At 71.0% G+C, this 20,548-nt stretch carries 14 protein-coding genes and 3 pseudogenes; 2 read left to right on the top strand and 15 right to left on the bottom strand.

All coding sequences use genetic code 11. From position 1 onward, the window contains the following. Positions 1-16: 16 nt before the first annotated feature. From ACF08B_RS02035 to ACF08B_RS01990, 10 genes and pseudogenes are all read right to left on the bottom strand, one after another. Complete coding sequence (locus ACF08B_RS02035) at positions 17-1,315, bottom strand: TIGR02679 family protein (RefSeq protein WP_392315590.1); 1,299 nt, start codon at positions 1,313-1,315, stop codon at positions 17-19. Further along, positions 1,312-5,595 (bottom strand): TIGR02680 family protein, encoded by a 4,284-nt coding sequence (locus ACF08B_RS02030; RefSeq protein ID WP_392315589.1) that lies wholly within the window; start codon positions 5,593-5,595, stop codon positions 1,312-1,314. The genes ACF08B_RS02035 and ACF08B_RS02030 overlap by 4 nt, the downstream gene beginning before the upstream one ends. Beyond that, positions 5,592-6,929, bottom strand: coding sequence for a TIGR02678 family protein (locus ACF08B_RS02025; RefSeq protein WP_392315588.1), 1,338 nt, complete (start codon positions 6,927-6,929; stop codon positions 5,592-5,594). The genes ACF08B_RS02030 and ACF08B_RS02025 overlap by 4 nt, the downstream gene beginning before the upstream one ends. Beyond that, positions 6,929-8,518: a TIGR02677 family protein gene (locus ACF08B_RS02020; protein ID WP_392315587.1), complete on the bottom strand. Its 1,590-nt coding sequence runs from the start codon at positions 8,516-8,518 to the stop codon at positions 6,929-6,931. Before ACF08B_RS02020 ends, ACF08B_RS02025 begins: the two co-directional genes overlap by 1 nt. Positions 8,519-9,132: 614 nt before the next feature. Then, positions 9,133-9,546 (bottom strand): annotated as a pseudogene (locus ACF08B_RS02015) (alpha/beta fold hydrolase); the annotation flags it as partial. 270 nt (positions 9,547-9,816) lie between these two features. Beyond that, entirely contained in the window at positions 9,817-11,013 is a 1,197-nt protein-coding gene (locus tag ACF08B_RS02010) for an LLM class flavin-dependent oxidoreductase (protein ID WP_392315586.1), read from the bottom strand. 32 nt (positions 11,014-11,045) lie between these two features. Further along, positions 11,046-12,242: an SfnB family sulfur acquisition oxidoreductase gene (locus ACF08B_RS02005; RefSeq protein ID WP_392315585.1), complete on the bottom strand. Its 1,197-nt coding sequence runs from the start codon at positions 12,240-12,242 to the stop codon at positions 11,046-11,048. After that, entirely contained in the window at positions 12,239-12,796 is a 558-nt protein-coding gene (ssuE, locus tag ACF08B_RS02000; RefSeq protein ID WP_392315584.1) for an NADPH-dependent FMN reductase, read from the bottom strand. The genes ACF08B_RS02005 and ssuE overlap by 4 nt, the downstream gene beginning before the upstream one ends. Positions 12,797-12,836: 40 nt before the next feature. Next, complete coding sequence (gene sfnG, locus ACF08B_RS01995; RefSeq protein WP_392315583.1) at positions 12,837-13,973, bottom strand: dimethylsulfone monooxygenase SfnG; 1,137 nt, start codon at positions 13,971-13,973, stop codon at positions 12,837-12,839. A gap of 175 nt (positions 13,974-14,148) precedes the next feature. Then, positions 14,149-14,229, bottom strand: a complete 81-nt coding sequence (locus tag ACF08B_RS01990; RefSeq protein ID WP_361690182.1) for a putative leader peptide — start codon at positions 14,227-14,229, stop codon at positions 14,149-14,151. Positions 14,230-14,367: 138 nt separating this feature from the next. Between ACF08B_RS01990 and ACF08B_RS01985 the strand changes: the two are divergent. Together ACF08B_RS01985 and ACF08B_RS01980 are read left to right on the top strand one after the other, a co-directional pair. Next, positions 14,368-15,295, top strand: a pseudogene (locus ACF08B_RS01985) (LysR family transcriptional regulator). A gap of 4 nt (positions 15,296-15,299) precedes the next feature. Next, positions 15,300-15,446, top strand: a pseudogene (locus tag ACF08B_RS01980) (AAA family ATPase); the annotation flags it as partial. Between the two features lie 98 nt (positions 15,447-15,544). Here the strand turns inward: ACF08B_RS01980 and ACF08B_RS01975 are convergent. The 5 genes from ACF08B_RS01975 to ACF08B_RS01955 are packed head-to-tail and all read right to left on the bottom strand — an operon-like array spanning position 15,545 to position 20,483. Beyond that, a complete protein-coding gene (locus tag ACF08B_RS01975; RefSeq protein ID WP_392315582.1) occupies positions 15,545-16,870 on the bottom strand; it encodes an LLM class flavin-dependent oxidoreductase in 1,326 nt (441 codons plus the stop codon). Then, entirely contained in the window at positions 16,867-17,925 is a 1,059-nt protein-coding gene (locus ACF08B_RS01970) for an aliphatic sulfonate ABC transporter substrate-binding protein (RefSeq protein WP_392315581.1), read from the bottom strand. Before ACF08B_RS01970 ends, ACF08B_RS01975 begins: the two co-directional genes overlap by 4 nt. A gap of 43 nt (positions 17,926-17,968) precedes the next feature. Continuing rightward, positions 17,969-18,700, bottom strand: coding sequence for an ABC transporter ATP-binding protein (locus ACF08B_RS01965; RefSeq protein WP_392315580.1), 732 nt, complete (start codon positions 18,698-18,700; stop codon positions 17,969-17,971). Beyond that, positions 18,697-19,590 carry an ABC transporter permease gene (locus tag ACF08B_RS01960; protein ID WP_392315579.1) on the bottom strand — a complete coding sequence of 298 codons (894 nt, stop codon included), beginning with the start codon at positions 19,588-19,590 and terminating at the stop codon, positions 18,697-18,699. Before ACF08B_RS01960 ends, ACF08B_RS01965 begins: the two co-directional genes overlap by 4 nt. Further along, positions 19,587-20,483: a TauD/TfdA dioxygenase family protein gene (locus ACF08B_RS01955; protein WP_392315578.1), complete on the bottom strand. Its 897-nt coding sequence runs from the start codon at positions 20,481-20,483 to the stop codon at positions 19,587-19,589. The genes ACF08B_RS01960 and ACF08B_RS01955 overlap by 4 nt, the downstream gene beginning before the upstream one ends. Between the last annotated feature and the right edge of the window lie 65 nt (positions 20,484-20,548).

Here is a 20,548-nt window from a genome sequence, read left to right as displayed (position 1 = left end):
GGACAGCCCCGGGTCTTCACCCGAGATCCTCCAGCAGCAGATCGAGCGCCGCCTCCTCGTGCAGGGCGATGCCCAGGGCGTCCATGGAGGGGGCCAGTTCCGTGTCCCACACCGCGTCGGCCGGCGGTCCGGTGAGGGCGATCGACGGTGCGCCGTTCACCTGTGCGCGGGTCGCGAGGTACTCGTAGTCGGCCGCGCGCATACGCCACGGCTCCGCCGCGTACCGCTGCATGACCCGGTTGGCCAGGGCTATGCCGGGCCAGTCGAAGTCACCGTGGTAGGCGAAGGCGCAGCCGGCCGTCGCCAGCGCGTCCAGGAGCGTGAGGGCGACCGTCGTCGCGCTTCCCGAGGTACAGACGAGGGTCGCCGTGCGGCCGGCGTCGGCCGCGGCCTCCACTACGCGCGGGTTCTCGCAGATGTGGACCCGGGTACCGGGCGGCATGTTCAGGGTCAGGGTGCGCAGTTCGCGCAGGGTCAGGTGGGTTTCCATGTGGTGGTCGGCGCGCTCGCGCAATGCCGCCTCCCGCCAGGTGCCGCCGGTGGGGCGCAGGCCGTACGCGAGAACCGTGCTGGAGACCTCGTCCGGAGTGACCGAGGCCATGCGCCACAGCGCCCGGCGCGCCGGTGCGTCGGCAGGGAACTCGACACCTCGTGCCACTGCGATGCCACGCAGGACCAGCCGGGACAGCAGGGTGCCGTCGTCCAGGCCGTGCGCCGAGCCGGTGGCGCGGGTGGCCAGTTCGCCGCGGCCCCAGGAGGCCGGGGTCAGGCGTGGGTCCGTGCCAGGGAAGAGTGTCGCCAGGGTCTGGACGGCTTGGGTGATGACGGTGGTCGCGGTGTGCGCGTCCTGGCGGGCGAGTGTGCCGCCGCGTCGTATCTCCTCCAGCCATAGTGCCGTCCAGGGCTGGGCCGACAGCGACGTGCTTTCCAGCTCGGTCTGGACCGTCGACCACAGTCGGGAGCGTTCGGCCGCCGCCGCGTCGCGGACCGCCCGGCGGTCGGTCAGCGGTGGGCCCAGTTCCTCCAGCGTCGCGGTCAGGCCCCGTCCGACCGCGCTGGCGCGCAGGCGGGTGTCCAGGTCCGGCAGGCGGATGGTGGCGGTGGGGCCGGTGACCGGTCTGGCCAGGAGGAGGGACAGCGCCTCGCGCTCCCGCGCGTCCAGGTGCTCCAGCCTGAGGGTTCCGGTTGGTCGCAGGCCGTTGCGTTCCAGGCGGGTGCGGGCCGCCGTCCACAGGCGGGTGAGGCCCGGCCGGGTGAGGAACGCGAGGGCTTCGGCGTCCGGGGGACGTTCGTCGGTCTGCTCGGCGCCCGTCATACCGACACCAGCCTCCGCTGCCGCCCGTTCCATGTGTAGTGGAGCGTGGCCACGCCCCGGACGTGCGGGTCGCGCAGGCACTCGTAGATGTGGAGGGACGGTACGTCGGGCCAGTTGCCGATCAGGCGTTCGCTCGTGAGGACGAAGTCGAGGTCCAGGTCGACCAGGATGCGGCCGAGGCGGGCGTGCGTGGGCTCGTCCACCTTGGCGAACGCGTCGTCGAGGAGGATCAGGCGGGGTGCCTGGGGGGCGGTGTCGGCGAGGCCGGTGAAATGCGCCGCCGCAGCGGCGAAGAGGACCAGGTAGGACAGGACCCGCTGTTCGCCCTGGCTCAGGCCCGTGCGGCCGGAGAGTTTGCGGCGGCTGCCCGGTGCCGCGTCGTTCACCACCCAGGGGGTGAAGGTGAACCAGTCGCGGTAGTCCAGGGCGGTCCGCAGGTGGGCGGCGTAGCCGGCGGCCGGGTCGGCGCGGCGGGCGTCCTCGATACGGCGCTGAAGGACGTCGCGGAGCTGCTCGGACTGTTCACGGGTGCGCAGGCCGGAGGGGCTGCGCAGCAGGTCCACGGCAGCCTTGACGTCCGCTTCCACGCCGTCGGCGAGGCTCCAGTCGAGGGTGACGCCCAGACCGTGTGACGTGCGGACGGTGGCGAGGGTGGTGTTGAGGGCGGCGACCAGGGCGCTCGCGGCCAGCACCTGCGAGGACAGATGGTCGCCCAGCTCTCCGGTCAGGAAGCGCTGGAAGACGTCACGCTCGCGCTCCGTCAGACGGTCACGGGCCTCGGCGGCCTCGGCCGCGATGCGCTCGCCGACCGCGGCGATGTCGTGCGGGCCGTGGTCGTCGACGAGGCGGCACAGCTTGATGCCCTCGCGTTCCTCCATCGTCGCGTCGTAGCCGCCGGAGAGCTGGTCGCGCAGTTCGGTGTGACGGTTGAGGAGGGTGGTGTCCGAGACGTCCCGGCGTACGGCATCCAGGCCGCGGCGCACGGCATCGACCAGCAGGTGCAGCGCTGCGATGCGCTCCCGCACATCGTGGTGGACGGGGTCCAGGGACTTCAGGGCCCCTTGGTCCGCGCCGGCATCCGGGTCGGCGCCCACGTCGGCGCCGGCGTCCGCGTCGGCATCGAGGCCCGCTCCCCTCAGAACGCCTGGCAGGGAAAGGGCCGTACGCAGTCTCCTGCCGCAGGCCAGCACCTCGGCCTCCTGCGTGGCGAGTGTCTCGCGCCGCATCCTCTCGTCCTCCTCCGCCCGTACTCTCCGGTCGTGTACGTCGGCCATGTCCCTTCGCGCGCCCGGGAGCTGGCGTCCGACGGCGTCCAGGCGGCGCTTCGTCTCGGCCTCGCGGGCGAGGATCTCCTGCTCCGTGGCCCCGAGAGCCTCTTCCAGGGCCCGGACGGTGCGGCGGGCGGCTTCCAGGCGGGCCAGCGGCTCCGCGTAGTCGGACTCGGCCTCCCGGCGCGCCGACTCGGCACGCTCGTAGTCCGCGCGGCCGGCGCGGTGGCCGTCGGCGGCGGAGAAGACCGCGCCGACCCGTCGGCGCAGCCGCTGCGCACCCTGCCCGAGGCGGTCCAGGGCGAGTCGGACCGTCTGGAGTGCGGCCGGGTCCGCCGGGAGGTCGTGGGCACTCGCCGTGGCCTCGGCTTCGCGCCGGGCGACCACGGCCCGGGCCCGTGCCTGTTCCGCCTCGCGGGCCGCCGTGTTCGCCTGCGAGGCCAGGGTTTCGGCGGCACGCTCGGCCTCGGCGGTACGAGCCCAGGCGTCCGTCAGCCCACGTGCCGGGGGCGGGCGGCGCAGGGTGTCCGTGACCAGGTCGCGGTGCTCGGTGAGAATGCGCAGACCGCGCCTGCGTTCCACCAACTCCTGCTCCAGGTCGAGCAGTCGACGGTCCAGTTCCGCCAGCGCCCGGCGGCGGGTCTCGGCACGCACCTCGGCGCCCACGTACTCGGCGGCCTCCTTGGTATGGCGGCCGTGGGTGATGCCGAGCCGCCAGGAGCCGTCGGTACCGATCGCGGTGTGCGGCTCCGCCACCTCCACGTCCGCCACGTCCATGCCCATGCCCATGCCTGGGCCCACGGTGCCGGGCTCGCCGGTGAGGGTCTCGCCGCCGGCAAGAGCCACCGCGCCCAGCAGCCGCTCGACCTGCTCCGCCGTCATACCGCTGTCGGGCGCGGCGACCGGCCGCAGCACCTGGGCGAGTGTCGGCCCGGGCACGGGTGCTCCTGGAATAAGAAGGGTGTCCCGCGTGGCCGGGTCGAGGACGGTGCCGTCGGCGCACACCCAGGCGTCGAGCAGGCCGCTCGCCTCCAGCGCTGCTTCCAGCCCTGCCCGCGCGTCCGGTCCCACGTCGTGGGCGAAGTCCACAAGACGGTACAGGGGGGCTCCGGTGCCGGGTGTGCGGGGAGCCATGCGGTGGGACGGGGGTGGGGGCTCGGGGTCGGTGCGGCGTTCCCAGTCCGCGCGCTGCTGCCGGAGGCGGTCCTGTTCCGTCTCCCGTTCGCGGACGATCAGGGAGAGGTCGTCGCGCTCCGCGCCCAGCGCCGCCAGCCAGGGGTCGACGGCCGACCGGGCCGCTTCGACCACGGCCTCGGGGGTCTGCGCGGGCAGGGGGCCGTCTGCCGGCTCCGGCGCGACGAGGTCGAGCAGGGCGTTCAGGGGCACCCCGGTGCATTCCCGCAGCCGCTCGCTCCAGGCTGTGGCCGCGAGGGCGTACGCATCGGACTCGTGCACGGTTTCCTGTAGCCGCTGCTCAGTCCGACGGCGCGCGTGTTCCGCCTGTTCCTCCAGGCGCTCCCGGGCCGCGTCGGCCTCGGCGGCCTCCCTTCGGGCCTCGTCCGACCGTTCGATGAGGGTGCCGAGTTCGGTTACGAACCGGGAACGGTTCCTGATCACCGGCTGGGCGGCGTCCAGCCGTTCGTCCCAGGCGTGCAGCGCGGCCGCGCATGTCTGCGTGTCGACCGCCAGCACCGCACTGTGTCGTACGAGGTGGCAGTCGCCGTCCGGTGCGGTCAGTTCGGCGGTTGCGGCGGGCATGACGGGTGCGACGGGGGGCGCCACGGGTTCCCCCAGGTGCACGGGGTCGAGCCCGGACCGCTCTGCCTCCCGCGCTAATTCGCCGTACGTGGCGTTCAGTTCGACGAGCTCTTCACCGAGCCGCCCTGCTTCCGCGGTGAGACGCCGTCCTGCCTCCTCCTGGTTGCCGTGTGCCTGCCGGACGGCCTTGAAGGCGGCGGCGGCCGCGCTGTGCAGGGCGGTGACGGTGGCGCGCTTCTCCCCGAGTTCCGTGAGGCTGCGGTATTCGGCGCCGGCGTGCAGCGCCGCCAGGTCCGTCGCGGCGGCGTTCGACTCGCTCTCGAGTGCCTCGATGCGGGCGCCGATTTCCTGCTCGCGCTCGCGGAGCCCGTCCGCCGTGCGCGCCGCGTCGGCCGCGGACACGCGGTGCGCCATCAGCTGCTCGAGCTCACCGCTCGCCTGGTCCGTGCGGCGGCGCAGCGCCCCGTGCAGGTAGCCGCGGTAGTCGGCGAGGAAGGCGCGCAACGCCTGGTCGGTGCGTTCGAGGCGCCCGAGGTAGGCCCTGACCGAGTCGAGGTCGTCCAGGCTGCGGGCCACCTTCTCCACGACCTCGTCGTCGAGGGCGGGCAGGGTCTCGGCGAGGACCGAGACCAGTCCGCCGGAGTCGATGCGGTCGCCGATGGTGGGACGGCGCAGCCGGTGCAGCAGGTGCAGCAGGTTGCGGTAGCGCGCCGGGTCGGTGAGGCCGAACAGTTCCCGAGCGACGCTGGCCCGGTGCTCGACGGCGCGGTCGGTGACGTTCTCGGAGCCGACGAGTGACTTGAGCCGGTCGACGGGCAGTGGCTGCCCGGCGGGGGCCAGGTCGAGTGCCTCGCCGACCCGCAGCCGCGTGGTGAAGAAGAACGGCTTGGCCGTCTTGGTCGACTGGGACGCGCGGATGGCCGCGCCGATCGTCAGGTGGTGGTCGTTGCCCTCCTCGTCGGTGCGCGCGAATTCCAGCCACAGGTGACCCAGCCGGTTGGTCTGTCCGAAGCCGTCGAGCATCAGCCAGGCCAGCGTGGTGCGTCCGGTTCCCGTGGCGTCCAGCGCGCGGGCGTCGCCGTCGAGGAGGTAGGGCAGCAGCATCTCCAGGGCCTTGGACTTGCCGGCGCCGTTCTTGCCGCGCAGCAGCAGGCGCCCCTCTCCGAAGGTGAACTCCTGCTCGTCGTACTGCCAGACGTTGCGGATGCCCGCGCGGTGCAGTCGGTAGCGGTGCGGGGCCGGCGGACGGTTCATCGGGGTGGCTCCTTGGAGTCGTCGTCCGCCGGGGACCGGTCGGTACGGTGCTTGACCGCCACGGTGGTGGCGTACCGGGCGGCTGCGGCGAGCAGGATCCAGCCGCCGTCCGCACTGCCTTGGCGGCGCGCCCGGGAGACGCCGGTGACGGAGCGGCCGTCGGCCACCGTCTGTTCGTATCCCTCGGGCAGACCGTGGCCGTCCGCGCGCACGGGCCCGGCCGCAGCCATCAGACGCATCCGGACGAGCAGGTCGAGCACGGCCGCGAGGAATCCGTCCCGGTCCTCCAGATGGCCGCGCTGCCAGCCGCTGCGCATGCCGTACTCCTCGATCAGTCCGTCCAGCAGCTCGGGCAGCAGCCCGTCCGGGACGGGTACGCCGATGACCAGCCGCCCGCCGACCGCCGGATGCCCGGCGTCTTCGGGACGCAGCCGGTCGGCCAGCCGCTCCAGGAGGAGCAGCGCGGCTTGTGCGACCGTCCCGGTGCCCGGCAGGTGCAGGTCGGTGAGTTCGTCCTCGGTGTCGACCAGGGCGATGCCCTCGGCGCGGATCTCGGCTTCCAAGCCGAGCAGTTCGGAGAACGCCTGCGCCTCGCGCCGCTGCCGGGTGCGCAGCCATTCGCGCTCGGTGTCCGTGAGGTCGTCGAGGTGGACGACGGGGGTTTCGACGAGACGCCTGCGCACGTAGGTGCGCGGTCCTCCGAAACCGGGGTCGGCGGCCCGGCGCACGAGGTCCTCGCCGTCGCGGCTCTGGGCGAGCGGGCCGGCGACGATGACGCGCGCGATCTCGCGGTCCACGGTCAGCAGGGCCTCCCCGCCCCGTTCCTCGGCGACGGCCGCGACCTGGCCATCGGTCTCCACCAGGACGCCCCAGTCGACGAGTTGCCGCAGCGCGGCGGCGAGGGTTCGCCGCTCGGCCTGCCGTCCGGTGTCGGCGATCTCGATGCCGGCGTCGACGGCCGCGGCCCGCAGGTCGGCTACGAGCTGGGAGAGGAGGAGCTGTTCAGGGGCGGTGACGAGGACCGACAGCGCGAGGGCCAGGTAGGCGTACGTCCGTGGGCTGAACGGCGTTCCGGTCGAGGGACGTTCCAGGCGGTGGCCCGAGCCCGTTCCGAGACCTGCCTTGAACAGCCGGGCGTACGACGCCTCCACCAGCAGGCGGTATCCGAAGACCTGCTGGAAACGCTGGGCCAGCCAGTCTGCGTGTCGCCTGACGAGCGGGAAGGCGTCGCTGTGCGGTCCGGTGCTGGTGACCAGGGGGTGGGCCAGCAGGAGCCGGGCGGCGGCGCGGCGTTCGGCCGCGAGAGCGACATCATGAGCGGACGGCAGGGGCATCAGGCGCTCGCCTCCCCCACCGTGGGCCCGGACGCGCTGTCGACGGCGACGGTGAGGTCGTCCGCGGTCAGGTCACCGTCCACGGACTTGAGGACCATGGACCTGCCGGGCGTGCGCCACGCCGTCAGCCGGATGCCGAGGTCCGCGTCGACCGCCTGGGCGCCGTCGAGCAGGAAGTCGTGGGCGTCCTTGTGCAGCTGGGCATTACCGAGAGCGGTGGTCAGAAGCTCCAGCAGCAGCCGCATCGCCGGCGCGCTGAGGCGCACCTGCTCGAACCTGCCCGAGGCGCTGCGCAGTTCGTCCGCCGCCGCCTGGCGGGCCTCGGCCTGCTGTCGCGCCTGCTCCACGAGGCGGCGTTTCTGCGCGGAGTGGTCCTCGGCCGCGGCGGCGCGTCCGCGCGGAGCCCTGCTGCCGCGCTCGCGCAGCGCCACCGGCACCTCCACCACGGGTCCGGTCCACCAGCTCACATACGCCGGCACGGACCGGTCGGGATCCGGCGCCACCCCCAGATGGCGTGCGCCGTAGAGCCCGAAGGCGGCGACCGCCAGGTCGTGGGACTCTTCCGGCTCCGCAGTGTCGAACCAGGCCGCGAGCCGCAGCAGGTCCTTGCGCCGAGACATCTCACCGGAGGCCGAGCGCAGCATCCGCTTGGCGTTGGCGAGCAGCGACTGCAGGGCGCGCAGGGTGGCGTCCCGCAGCTGATCCACCTGGCTGGAGTGGCCTCCGGTGACGGTGAACCACTCGCGCAGCCCCTCCCAGTCCGCGCGGTCGCGTCCGCGGCTGCGCTGCACGCGCGTCTCCGGCAGCCCGTCGGCGAGCGCGCCGATGCCCGCCGCGTGCGCGTCGATCCGGGCGAGCAGCGCGGGCAGGTGCGGCCACACCGAGTCCAGGTGGGCCGCGATGCGCGGGGCCCGGAAGGAGACGTCCTCGGTGATGGCCTCCACGTAGTCGAGCAGCAGTTCCTTGAACCCCTGGTACTCGGCCGTGTTGAGGTCGTAGCGCGCCAGCACCTGGCCCAGGTAGGCGTAGAAGTCGCGGACGGACTCGGCGAATTCGGCGAACTGCACGAAGAGCGTGCTGATCCGCTCCAGCGCCTGCTGCGGATCGGCCCCGCCCGGGGCCGCGGCCATCGCGGCGATCTCCCGCAGGCCGCGGTCGACGAGGGCCAGCAGCTCGCTGCTGACCTCGCGTGCCGCGTCCGCCCCGGCGAGTACCTCGTCCGCGTCCCGCTGCACGCGCTCCCCCAGCTTCGACAGCTGGTAGCGGGACCGCGAGCGCTGGTATTCGGCGATGCTGGTCGCTCTGACGGTGTGCGTGCTGCGCAGCAGATTGCCCCAGCGCACGAGTTCTTCGAGCCTGCGGGTGAGCGTTTCCGCGTCCAGCGCCGCCCCCGGGCCGTCCGTCTCGGCCAGCTTGGCGAGAAGGTCGGGTACCGACAGGTCGGCGAGCAGCGTGCCGCAGAACACCCGCATCACGGCGACGTACTCCAGGCGCTCGGGCGCGCTGAGGTAGGCGTACGCACTCAGTCGCTGCCAGGCCTCGGCGCCGGCTTCCTCCCCGTGTGCGGTCCTCCGCTCGTTCCCCTCCATGACGTCGAGCGTACGGACCGTCACTGACACTACGGAGAAGAGTTGGGGAAAACCGGCCGTTCATGGGGATCGATCCCAGGGCCCTGGATCAGGAGTCGGCCCCACCAAGACTGATGGCTATCGGCGTACAGACTGAACAAGACCTGATGCTGACCACTTGCTGACCCTCAAGTGGCGCTCACGACCCTGACCTACGAAAATACCCAAACGCTGGGTCTTGGACTTGAACATGGTACGAAGCATGGAGAAATTCCCGGCTGCTCCCTGCCTGTCCGCGCAGGTCAAGGGCGGTCCTCGGAGGCTACATCGTTTCGCATGTTCGGTCAGCCGTCGCCAGGTGTTCCAGAACTCACACTGACCCGTTGCTGACTTTTCTGACGCCGCCACAGTGGGACGAGCACTCGCTCACGGACTCTCGGCGCGCTTTCCGTCCAAGCGGCCTGCGTCGGTCAACTTCTGAGCCGCCAAGTAGACGGGCAACGCCTCAGCGGCCCACTCGAAGGAGGTGATCCTTGCTTTACCTGCGGCTTTGAGAGTCTCTCGCCGGTCAGCGAGCCAGTCGTCCAAGTGCTATGCAGGCCATCCGCCGCACGATGCCCTCCGGCGCCACTCCGGCAGCGCACCGGCTGATCCGAGAGCATTGCGCGCAGCCATGCGACGTCCGCCGGGTCGGTGACACCGAACAGGCCAAGGGGCTCGGGCATCTCGGGCAGCGGCGGAATGCGCCAGCCCCTGCCGGACTTCGCGGCCAGGTCGATCAGGTCCTGGGTCATGCGTTGAACGTCGACGGCGGTCTCGCCGTGCTGCGGGACCATCGCATCGAGGTACACCAGATGCGCGACGCGGCCCGGGATCTGGTGGACCGCTGAGGAGACGACCAGCCCCGCGTAGCTGTGCCCCACGAGCACCACCTCGGTCAGGTCCTCCTCGTGGATCAGCCTGACGACGTCCTCGACGTGCGTGCCGAGCCCGACCTCCGGACTGAGCAGATGCTCGGCGATGCCCAGCTGGAAGTGGACGAAGACCAGCTGGGGTCGGGGTCACCAGCGTGGCGAACGCGCAGTGGTTCTGCTTGGTCCGGACGATGCTGGAGGCGGTCGCCGACAGCAGCGGACGACCTCGCCGAGGGTGCGGGCACTCACCTCGGCATCTCCGTGGGAGCCGGGCACGGTGATGCCCGGCATCCCGGAGTCCGACCTTTCGTCGGGTTCTGTGGGCGGCAGGACGGCGTCAGCGTCGCGCCGGGTGGCCTCGCGGGCACTTGGCGACCGCCTCGGCGTCGTCGGCGATCACCTGGGTCATCGCGCGCTCCCGCCGCCGGCGAAGGGGACCTGGGCGGCGGGGGCCACCTGCTGGCCGTACGGGTGCCGCCACAGACCCTGCGCCTGAAGCTTCGGCAGCACGCCCTCGCCGAACCAGTACGCCTCCTCCAGGTGCGGATACCCGGAGAAGATGAACTCCTCGACCCCCGACGCGGCGTACTCCTTGATCCGCTCGGCAACCTCGGCGTGACTGCCGACCAGGGCGGTCCCCGCCCCGCCCCGCACCAGCCCGATGCCCGCCCACAGGTTGGGATGGATCTCCAGCCCGGTGGGGGTCCCCCCGCGCGAGCGAAGTCGAGCGTGGGGGAGGTTCCCACCTCCGTGCAGGGCCAGCATCCGCTGCTGGCCCTCCGACTCACTGCGGGCAAGCCCCGCCTGCACCTGCCGCACGGTCTCCGCGTCGAAGCCCGCCAGCAGCCGCTCCGCCTCGCCCCAGGCCTGCTCGGAGGTGTCGCGGGTGATGACGTGCAACCGGATTCCGAAGCGGACGCTGCGACCCTGCTGCGCGGCCAGCTTCCTGATCCAGGCGATCTTCTCGGCGACCTGCGCCGGCGGCTCACCCCACGTGAGGTAGACGTCGACATGCCGCGCGGCCACCTCCCCGGCGATCGCCGAGGAACCACCGAAGTACACCTCGGGCACCGGGTCGGGCACCCGGGCCAGCCTTGCGTCCTCCACCCGGAGGTGCTCGCCGGACCGGTCGACGGTCTTGCCCTCCCACAATCCCCGGACGATTTCCAGGAATTCGCCGGTACGGCGGTACCGCGCCTCCTTGTCCAGGAAGTCCCCGTAGGCCCGCTGCTCGTGGCTCTCACCGCCGGTGACCACGTTGAGCAAGAGCCGTCCGCCGGTCTGCCGCTGGAAGGTGGAGGCCATCTGCGCCGCGAGCGTCGGCGAGACGAAGCCGGGGCGGAAGGCGACGAGGAACTTCAGGCGCTCGGTGTTCTGGCTGACCATGGCGGTGGTCAGCCACGCGTCCTCGCACCACGCACCGGTCGGTGTGAGCGCGCCGACGAAGCCCAGGTCCTCGGCGGCGCGGGCGATCTGGCTCAGGTAGGCGACCGTCGGCGGCCGGTCGCGCCCGGACTCCGTGGCGGGGGTGCCGTGTCCGCCGCCGACGACGTGGCGGCTGTCGCCGTTGGTGGGCAGGAACCAGTGGAAGGTGAGGGACACGTGGGGCTCCGATCAGTGGTCGTCAGCGTTCGTCAAAGGAGGCCGTGCCGGGGCGGCTTGGTGCCGTTGAGCACGTAACGGCCGATGTGCTGGACCTTCCAGCGGGCCGGGTCGTGCAGGGTGTGGGTGCGCGCGTCGCGCCAATGGCGGTGCAGGCCCAGGGAGTCGAGCGCCGAGCGGGTACCGGAAACCTCGAAAAGGGCGCTGGCGACCTCCACGGCGGCCTCGGCCGCCGTCACTTTCGCGGTGGCCACCGCGATCGATGCCTCGGCGGCCGAGTCGTCGGTCAAATCGGCGCGGGCGTCGTCGACCGCGCGGGCGGCCTCGCGAAGCAACGCTTCGGCAGCCCTTTCTCTGATCGCCAGTTCGCCGAACCGCTGGATCAACAGCGGATCCTCCGCGGCGGTCGCGTGCCCTTCCGCGGCGCTCTCGAACCAGGGGCGGCTCTTCGTACGGACGAACTCCACCGCCTCGGCCAGGGCCCCGGAGGCGATTCCGACGTCGACGGCCGCGTGCAGCAACTGGGCAACCGCACCATGGAGTTGGGGGCCCTGGAAGGTGAGGTGGTGGGGCACGACGCGGTCGGCGGGCAGGGGCACCGATTCCAGGCGGACGGTTCCGCTGGCGGTGGTGCGCTGTCCCATGCCGTCCCAGTCGTCCACGACCGTGAGGCCGGGCGCGTCGCGCGGGACGTAAGCCACGTGCAGCGTGTCGTCCTCGGAGCGGGCGAGGACGGGGATCCAGTGGGCGAACAGCGCGCCGGTGGAGTAGTGCTTGACGCCGTCGAGGATGTACGCCCCGTCCGGGCGCCGGGCGAGGCGGGTGCGGATGTCCTGGACGTGCTGGGTGCCCGCCTCGGACTGAGCGTTGCCGAACCGCTTGCCGACCAGTGCCTCGCCGAAGAAGAACTCCTGCTGCTCGTCGGTCCCCTGCCGACGCAGCACGTTGAGATACACGAAGTGGCTCTGCGGGATCTGGGCCAGGCTGGCGTCGGCGGCGGCAAGTAGCCGGAAGATCTCGGCGAGCGTGTCGGCACGGACGTCCGCGCCGCCGAACCGGGCGGGCACGGTCACGGCGAGCAGCCCGGAGGCGGACAGCCGTTCCAGCTCCGCGTGCGGGAGCCTGCGCCGCGCGTCCCGCTCGGCGGCGCCCTTACGGAAGTCCGCGGCCAGCTCCGCAGCCACGGCAAGGGCCTCGGCGTCGTCCGCGATGACGTGCGCGACGCTCATCCGACGGCCGTCAGCAGCGTCGTCCGCCCGCCCAGCGCGGCCGAGAACTGGTCCGTCACCTGTGCGAGAGCCTCCGCCGATCCCGGCGCGACGGTCGGTGTTCCGTCCTCGCCCACCGTGATGTCCTTGTCGAGCGTGAACCATCCCGGCGTGATGTGCGCAGGGCCCATGGAGGCCAGCACCGGGCGCAGCGCGTAGTCGATGGCCAGGACGTGGGCGGTGGAGCCGCCGGTGGCCAGCGGAAGGACCGTCTTGCCCGCCAGCGCGTACTGCGGGAGCAGGTCCAGCAGCGACTTCAGCAGTCCGGAGTAGGCGGCCTTGTAGACGGGGGTGCCGATCACCACCCCGTCCGCCTGCTCGAAGAGGGCGGTGGCCCGGACGATCGCCGGGTGGCCGAAGTCGGCCCCGAGCAGCGCCTCGGCAGGCAGGGTACGAACATCCAGCGCAATCACCTCGTGCCCCTGCGCGATGAGCCGCTCGTCCAGGTGGCGCAGCAGCCGAGCGGTGTGGGAGGTGGCGGAAGGGCTTCCGGAGACGGACAGGACAGTGGCCATGGGAGGACCTTTCGGTTCGTCGTTTCGTGTGCGGCGGCGGTCAGGCGTGGGCGGCGGCGGGCTCGGACGCGGCTTGCTGTGCCTCCAGTTCGCGCACCAGGGGCAGCACCCGCTTGCCGAAGTACTCCACCTCCTCCAGGTAGTGCAGGAAGCCGAGGAGGAAGAGGTCGACGCCGAGCCTCTTGTAGGCGACGATCCGCTCGGCGATCTGCTCAGGGGTGCCGATCAGACCCGTGCGGAAGCCGTCGTTGTACTGGACGAGGTCCTCGAACGTGGAGTCCTGCCACATGCCCTTGCCGTCGCCGGTGGACGGACCGGCCTGCTGGACGGCGTCGCGGAACCCGTGCACGGCCTGGGCGTCGGCCTTGGCGACGATCTCGCGGAGCGTCTCGCGGGCCTCGGCCTCGGTGTCGCGGGCGATGAGGAAGCCGTTGAGGCCGAACTTCGGTGCGGTACGGCCCGCTTGGGCGGCGGAGGAGCGGACGTCGGCGATCTGCTCGGTGACGCCGTCGAAGTCCTTGCCGTTCGAGAAGTACCAGTCGGAGACGCGGCCGGCCATGGCGCGCGCGGCGGTGGAGTTGCCGCCCTGGAAGATCTCCGGGTGCGGGCGCTCGGGGGTGTTGAGTGGCTTGGGCTTGAGGGAGAAGTCGCGCAACCGGTAGAAGTCGCCGGCGAGCTCGGCATGGTCCTCGGTCCAGATCTTCCGCAGGGCGCAGATGAACTCCTCGGAGCGCCGGTAGCGTTCGTCGTGCTCCAGCCAGGGCTCGCCCAGCGCGGTGAACTCGCCCTTGAACCAGCCGCTGACGACGTTGACGGCGAAGCGGCCGTTCGACAAGTGGTCGGCGGTGGCCCCGAGCTTGGCGAGTACACCCGGGTGCCACAGGCCGGGGTGGACGGCGGCGATGACCTTCAGCCGCTGCGTGGCGAGCAGCAGGGCGAGGCTGAAACTGGTCGACTCGTGCTGGTACTCAGCGCCGTAGCTGGCCATGTAGCGGACCTGGCTGAGCGCGTAGTCGAAGCCGTTGTTCTCTGCGAGGACGGCGAGTTCGCGGTTGTAGTCGTAGCCCCAGTCGGTGCGCTGCTCGATCTTGCTGGTGACCAGACCGCCACTGACGTTCGGCACCCAGTAGGCGAAGCGGACGGGATCGTATCCGGGGTATGCGGAGGATGCGGGCATGGGAACTCCTGGCAGGGAATGCTGCGCGGGCAGGACGAATGAGCTCCGCGGAATTCAGGCACGCTGGAGCGGCGTTCTACGAGAAAGCCGTCGTCACGACGGAAATGAGCCGGGACCGGAATTCACGGCAGGAAGTCACAGAGGGAGCAGGTGGGAGGGTTTCCCTCGGGTGCGCTCAGGCCCGACAGCGACAGAAGGCGCTGGAAACACGCGCAAGGTCGACGTGGCGCCGCCGCGTGAGGTCCTGTCGCTTCATGCCACCGATCGAACCAGGAGGGAGTCCGGCCGGTCAAGAATGCCCGGATGCGATTCCACATGCTGAGAGTCGGTATTCACGAGGTTGTGACAGGGATTCCCTTGAACCCGGCCCTCAGGAGGGCGCAGTCTCCTTTTCGTGCGTATCGAACAGCTCGAATACATCACTGCCGTCACCCGGCTCGGTTCGCTGCGGCGGGCCGCCGAGGAACTGCACCTGTCCCAGCCTGCGCTCAGCGAGACCGAACGCAATCTTGAGCGCGAGCTCGGCGTGGACCTGCTGGAACGCAAGCGGTCCGGGGCGAAGATCAGCGACGAGGGACGCGAGCTGCTGCCGCACATCATGAGCGTGCTGGAAGCGGTCGACCGGCTGCGCGGCGCGGCCGGCGACCAGCACCGCATCAGCCGCATGGTCCGACTCGGCACGGTGAACACGGCTACCGTGCCGCTGGTCATCCCGGCCGTGCGCGAGTTCCGGGCCTCGCACCCGGTCACCCAGGTGGAGTTGGTCGGCGCGCAGCAGGCCGACATCCACCGCGGGCTGTTGGAGGGCGCCTTCGACCTGGGACTGGTGAACTACCTCCGGGGCGACGACATGCCGCCCGGCTTCGAGACGACGGAGTTGCTCTGCGGCCGGCCGGTGGTGTGCGTGCGTCCGGACAGTCCGCTGGCGGCCCTGGACGCGGTGGACGCGGACAGTCTCCTGGCCGAGCCGCTGGTCGTGATGCGGTCCGGCTATGTGATGCACCGTTTCGTGCACCGGCTGCTCCGCGGCCGGGCTCCGTCCTTCTCGTACTCCACCGACGGCGCGGAGATGGGCAAGCTGATGGTGGCCGAGGGGCTGGGGGCCACGGTGCTGCCGGACTTCAGCGTCGTCGGCGACCCTCTGGAGCGACGGGGCGCGATCACTGTGCGGCCGCTCGCGGGGGATGCCACCGATGTACTTCTGGTACTGCAGCGCCGCCACTCCGGCTCCGTTCCGCGGGCGGTCCCGCGACCTGCACGAGCTCTTGGTGCGCAACGCCCAGGCATACGAGGCTTTTTCGCGACGGCCGACGGAGGGATGATCCTGTGCTCGTCGTCATGGGCGGCCTGCCCGGCACCGGCAAGACCACGCTCGCCCGTCTCCTGGCGGCCCGGTTCGGTGCGCTCCATCTGCGGATCGACACCATCGAGCAGGCGATCGTCCGTTCCGGCGTGACCCGGCACCCGGTTGGAAGGCCCTAGATGTATTGACCCGCGGCGCGGGCGGACTCCCGCCGCTCCGGGAAGTGGGAGCGGCGGGTGTCGCGAGCGGACCGCCGACGGGAAGCGGTTCAGCCGTGGAACTGGTTCGCCGGGACCGGAAGGCCGTAGTGCTCGCGCAGGGTCGTGCCCTCGTACTCCTCGCGGAACAGGCCCTTGCCGCGCAGGATCGGCAGCACATGCTCCACGAAGGCCGCAAGGCCTGACGGCAGGGCGGGCGCCATGATGTTGAACCCGTCCGCGGCACCGCCCTCGAACCAGGCGATGATCGTGTCCGCGATCTGCTCGGGCGTGCCGACGAACTCGAAGTGGCCGCGCCCGCCGCCGAGCCGGGAGATGACCTGGCGAACCGTCAGCTGCTCGCGCACCGCGAGATCGTTGATCAGGTCGGAACGGCTCTGCGAGCCTTCCAGCTTCGGCCTGGCGAGGATGAAGTCCGGCAGAGGGTCGTCGAGTGCGAAGACCGACGGCTCGGTCTCGAACACGGCGGCCAGCTGGCGCAGTCCGTACTCGGGCACGCGCAGCTCGTCGAACTCCCGTGCAAGCTCCCGGGCCTCCTCCTCGGTCGACCCGATGTACGGGACGATGCCCGGCAGGACGATCACACCCTCCGGGTCGCGCCCCGCGGCCCTGGTGCGGGCCTTGATGTCGGCGTAGAAGGCGGCGGCGCGTTCGTACGTCGTGTGGGCGGTGAAGATCGCCTCGGCGTGGCGGGCCGCGAAGTCCTTGCCGTCCTCGGAGGAGCCGGCCTGGACGAGCAGCGGGTAGCCCTGCGGTGGACGCTCGACGTTGAGCGGGCCGGCCACCTTGAAGTACCGGCCCTGGTGGCCGAGCCGGTGCAGCCGCGCGGGGTCGGCGTAGCGTCCCGTGGCCCTGTCCGCGAGGACGGCCTCGGCCTCCCAGCTGTCCCACAGCGCCTTGGCGACCTTCAGGAACTCGTCGGCGCGGGCGTAGCGTTCGGCGTGGTCCGGGCGGACGTCGAGGCCGAAGTTGGCGGCCTCGTCGGCCCTTGCCGAGGTGACGATGTTCCAGCCGGCGCGGCCTCCGCTGACGTGGTCGACGGACGCGAGCCGGCGGGCGAGGTTGTACGGCTCGTTGTAGGTCGAGGACACGGTCGCGATAAGGCCGATCCTGCTGGTCGCCTGGGACAGGGCGGTGAGCAGGGTCAGCGGTTCGAGCTGGCCCGGCGGCCGGAACTCGCCGGTTCCGATGAGGGCGGGGCCGTCCGCAAGGAACAGCGAGTCGAACTTGGCGCTCTCGGCGAGCCGGGCCAGCTCGATCCAGTGCCGGAGGTCGAAGTCGGCCCGCGGGTTGCTTTCAGGGAGCCGCCATGCTGCTTCATGGTGACCCGCCTCCATGAGGAAGGCGTTGAGGTGGAGCCGCCGCCTCGCGCTCATGAGGTGACCTTCAGCTTGGAGCTGTCGTAGCCGGCCGGGAGGAGGTTGTCGGTGATCGACTTGATGTCGACCTTCTTGGTGATCTGGCCCGCCTCCAGGAAGGCGTCGGCGAGCTTCTGCTCCAGCTCGATGTCCGACTGCTCCACCGGGGTCACCCGGTTCGAGTAGGCGGCCAGGGACGCCTTGGCGTCGTCCAGCGGGATGCCCTGCTCCCTCGAGAGCGCCTGCGCGTATTTGTCGGGATTCTTGACGGCCCAGGCGAACTCCCGCGAGAGCCTCTTCAGGACGTCCGTGAGAGCCGCGCGTTTGGTCTTGTCCTTCAGGGACGTGTCACTGGCGACGTAGTAGCTGCTCGTCTGGTCGATCGGCGGCAGACCCTTCACCAGGATCCGCGCGCCGTTCTTGACCGCGATGGCCGACTGCGGGTTCCAGATCGACCAGGCGTCCACCTTGCCTGTGTTGAACGCCGTCGCGCCTGCCGCCGGGTCGAGGAAGACCAGCTTGGCGTCCTTGGGGGTGAGGCCGACGCTGTGCAGCGCGTTCAGGGCCAGACCGTGGGCGGAACTGCCCTGCGGGACAGCGATCTTCTTGCCCTTGAGGTCGGCTGCCGTCTTCAGCTTCGAGCCCTTCGGCACGATGATGTTCTCCACGGCCTGGTCGGGCGTGAGCGAGCGGTTGACGGCGACGACCTTGAAGCCGTACTCCTTCGCGGCACCCGTGATCGGCGGGACGTCGCCGACGCTGCCGAGGTCGATGTCGCCCGAGGCGGCGGCCTGCACGAGCGGCGGGCCGTAGGTGAAACGGGCGAACTTCACCTTGTAGGGCGCTTTGTCGAACACGCCGGTCAGCTTCGCCAGCTCCTGGCTGCCATCACCGCCGTTGTCGCCGATGGTGAAGGTGTACTTGCTCCACTCGGGATGCTTGGCGTCGCTCGTGTCGGCGGCGTTGCTCAGCGGCGCGTCGGTGTCCGACGACGACGATCCGCAGGCGACCAGGGTGCCCGCCAGGGCGAGCGAGCCGACGGCGCCGATGAGTCTGGTGGTCCTCTTTCGCATGGGTTGTCGTGCTTTCTGTGCTGGGTGAGGGTGTTCGGGGAAGTCAGTGCTGGCCGGCGAGGCCGAGGTCTTCCAGGAGCCGGGCGCGGAGTTCCTCGCGTGCGACGCTCGCCTCACGGTCCGCGGCGGAGAGGTGCACGTCGTGTGAGGTGCCGATGCGGCCGTTGCTCATGACGACGATGCGGTCCGCCAGGGCGATCGCCTCGTCGACGTCGTGGGTGACGAGCAGCATGGCGGCGTGGTGCCTGGTCCGCAGCGCGCGTACGAGGTCGTGCATGCGCAGCCGTGTGATGGCATCGAGGGCCGCGAACGGTTCGTCGAGGAGCACCAGTTCGGGCTCCGAGACCAGTGCTCGCGCGAGCGACACCCGCTGGGCCTCGCCTCCGGAGAGCTCCTTGGGCCATGCCTTCTCACGGCCCGAGAGTCCGACCTCGGCGAGCACGTCGCGGGCCCGCTGGTCGGCGTCGGGTCCGTGCAGGCCGAGCGTGACGTTGCGCAGGACCCGTTGCCACGGCAGCAGCCGGTCGGCCTGGAAGACGATCGCACGCCGTGCCGGGACCTCCACGCGCCCTCCGTCGGGCCGGTCCAGTCCGGCGAGCAGACGCAGAAGAGTGCTCTTGCCGCAGCCCGACGGGCCGAGCAGGATCACCAACTCCTCGTCGGCGATCGTGAGGTCGAGGTGGTCGAGCACCACCCGGTCACCGAACCGACGGACCACCTGCTCGACGGCGACCCCGGTCTGCCGACGGGGCTCGGTCGCGACTGCGCTGCTCATGACGCCTCATAACTGGGTCGCCACCGCAGCAGCACCCGCTCGAGAGCCCGGACGAACTGGTCGGCGAGCAGACCGAGGAGCGAGTAGATCACCAGCCCCACGAAGACCTGGTTGGTCTGGAGATAGGTCTGCCCCTGAGTGATGAGGAAGCCGAGTCCCTTGTCGGCGTTGACCGTTTCGGCGGCGACGAGGCCCAGCACGCTGTATGCGAGGGAAAACCTCAGACCGACCAGGAAACCCGGCACGGCTCCGGGTACCAGCACCCGCGTCACCAGGCGCCAGGGGCCCGCGCCCGTCGTACGTGCCATCTCGATCAGCCGCTGGTCGACGCCCCGGATCGCGGCGAACAGGTTGAGATACATCGGGACGCCGGCTCCGAAGGAGATCAGCAGCACCTTCGTGAGCTCGTCGATGCCGAACCACACGATCATCAGCGGCAGCACCGCGAGGAGAGGGATCGTGTTGAGCACCTGCACCAGGCCGTTGAACAGGTACTCACCGCTGCGCAGCAGCCCGCCGAGCACGCCGGTGAAGACGCCCACCGTCAGCCCGATGGCGAGTCCGGTGCCGGCCCGCTGCAGCGAGATGGCCAGGTCGGGCCCGAGGACGCCCTGCTGCCACAGATCGGCGGCGGACTTCACGATCGAGGTCGGTGCCGGAGCGTAGGTCTTCGCCAGCACTCCGGCCCGGGCGAGCACCTCCCAGGCGATGAGGATCACGACGGGAGTCGTGTAGATGCCCAGCGGCCAGCGCAGGCGCTCGCGGAGTGTGCTGAGTGGCGTTCGACGGCGGGCGTCGCGCGGTAGGAACACCTCGCGCTCCCGCGCGCTCGTCGTCTCGGTGTCCGGGCTCTCGCTGACGGCGGGCGCCTTGAGGCTGAGCTCGGTCATGCCGCCACCTCCAGCACGCTGCTGTAGTGCGAGGCGTCGCCGACGAGTTGCTCGCTGTGGCGTCCGTCGACGCCGACCGGAACGTCTCCGGCGATCGTCACCCGGTTCAGGCGGCGGGGGTGGTCGTCGTAGTTGTCCACCCCGTAGTGCTGGGTGATCCGGTTGTCGAAGATCAGCAGCTGGTTGGGTGCCCAGGTCCAGCGCAGGATGTTCTCCGGACGGGTCACATACGACTGGAAGAGGCGCAGCAGTTGGGCCGACTCGCTGCTCGACAGACCGACGATCTGCCTGGCGAACCCGCCGATGAACAACCCGCGTTCGCCCGTCAGCGGATGTACCCGCACGACCGGGTGCTCCGCTTCGTACGGCGTCGAGACGAAGATCCGGTCGTACTCCTGTCGCTGTGCCGTCGTGGCCGAAGGGCGGGCGTAGTCGTACCGGTTGGTGTGCACGACGCGCAGCGAGTCCGCGAGGGCCCGCAGCGGTTCGGGCAGGTCGCGGTAGGCCGCGGCAGCGTTCGCGATGAGCGTCTCGCCGCCGTACGGCGTGGTCACGACCGACCGCAGCGTGGTGGCCTGCGGCGGGTTGACCACGAAGGAGACGTCCGTGTGCCACTCGTTGGCCTTGGACGTCTCGCTGTCGACGGCGAGCACGTTCGTCGTACCGTCGGCGGCCGGCACGTTCGGGTGAGCGGTGGTGAGTTCGCCGAACCAACCGGCCACACGTTCCTGACCGGCATGGTCGAGGTTCACGTCGTCGAACACGATCGCCTTGTGCTCGTTGAGGGCGTCACGCAGCGCCGTGACCGTCAAGGGGTCGGGCGGCGCGGTGAGGTCGACGCCCTCGACGACCGCGCCGATGCGGCCGGTGAGTTTGCGGATGGACGGAGGCATGAGGAGGTCCCTCCCGGACAGATGGGGCACGCCAAGGGGTGCTGGAAATCGGGACGTTGGGTAGA

Origin of the sequence: Streptomyces sp. NPDC015139 (genome assembly GCF_043079785.1) — a bacterium.
Classification (GTDB): domain Bacteria; phylum Actinomycetota; class Actinomycetes; order Streptomycetales; family Streptomycetaceae; genus Streptomyces; species Streptomyces albidocamelliae.
The sequence above is the reverse complement of the archived record's forward strand: the minus strand, read 5'-3'. Positions and strand labels throughout refer to the sequence as shown.

Excerpts from the sequence above, each read along its gene's own strand:
- ACF08B_RS02035 (WP_392315590.1), bottom strand. The coding sequence starts at position 1,315 with ATGACGGGCGCCGAGCAGACCGACGAACGTCCCCCGGACGCCGAAGCC.
- ACF08B_RS02030 (WP_392315589.1), bottom strand. The coding sequence starts at position 5,595 with ATGAACCGTCCGCCGGCCCCGCACCGCTACCGACTGCACCGCGCGGGC.
- ACF08B_RS02025 (WP_392315588.1), bottom strand. The coding sequence starts at position 6,929 with ATGCCCCTGCCGTCCGCTCATGATGTCGCTCTCGCGGCCGAACGCCGC.
- ACF08B_RS02020 (WP_392315587.1), bottom strand. The coding sequence starts at position 8,518 with ATGGAGGGGAACGAGCGGAGGACCGCACACGGGGAGGAAGCCGGCGCC.
- ACF08B_RS02005 (WP_392315585.1), bottom strand. The coding sequence starts at position 12,242 with ATGAGCGTCGCGCACGTCATCGCGGACGACGCCGAGGCCCTTGCCGTG.
- ssuE (WP_392315584.1), bottom strand. The coding sequence starts at position 12,796 with ATGGCCACTGTCCTGTCCGTCTCCGGAAGCCCTTCCGCCACCTCCCAC.
- sfnG (WP_392315583.1), bottom strand. The coding sequence starts at position 13,973 with ATGCCCGCATCCTCCGCATACCCCGGATACGATCCCGTCCGCTTCGCC.
- ACF08B_RS01990 (WP_361690182.1), bottom strand. The coding sequence starts at position 14,229 with ATGAAGCGACAGGACCTCACGCGGCGGCGCCACGTCGACCTTGCGCGT.
- ACF08B_RS01975 (WP_392315582.1), bottom strand. The coding sequence starts at position 16,870 with ATGAGCGCGAGGCGGCGGCTCCACCTCAACGCCTTCCTCATGGAGGCG.
- ACF08B_RS01970 (WP_392315581.1), bottom strand. The coding sequence starts at position 17,925 with ATGCGAAAGAGGACCACCAGACTCATCGGCGCCGTCGGCTCGCTCGCC.
- ACF08B_RS01965 (WP_392315580.1), bottom strand. The coding sequence starts at position 18,700 with ATGAGCAGCGCAGTCGCGACCGAGCCCCGTCGGCAGACCGGGGTCGCC.
- ACF08B_RS01960 (WP_392315579.1), bottom strand. The coding sequence starts at position 19,590 with ATGACCGAGCTCAGCCTCAAGGCGCCCGCCGTCAGCGAGAGCCCGGAC.
- ACF08B_RS01955 (WP_392315578.1), bottom strand. The coding sequence starts at position 20,483 with ATGCCTCCGTCCATCCGCAAACTCACCGGCCGCATCGGCGCGGTCGTC.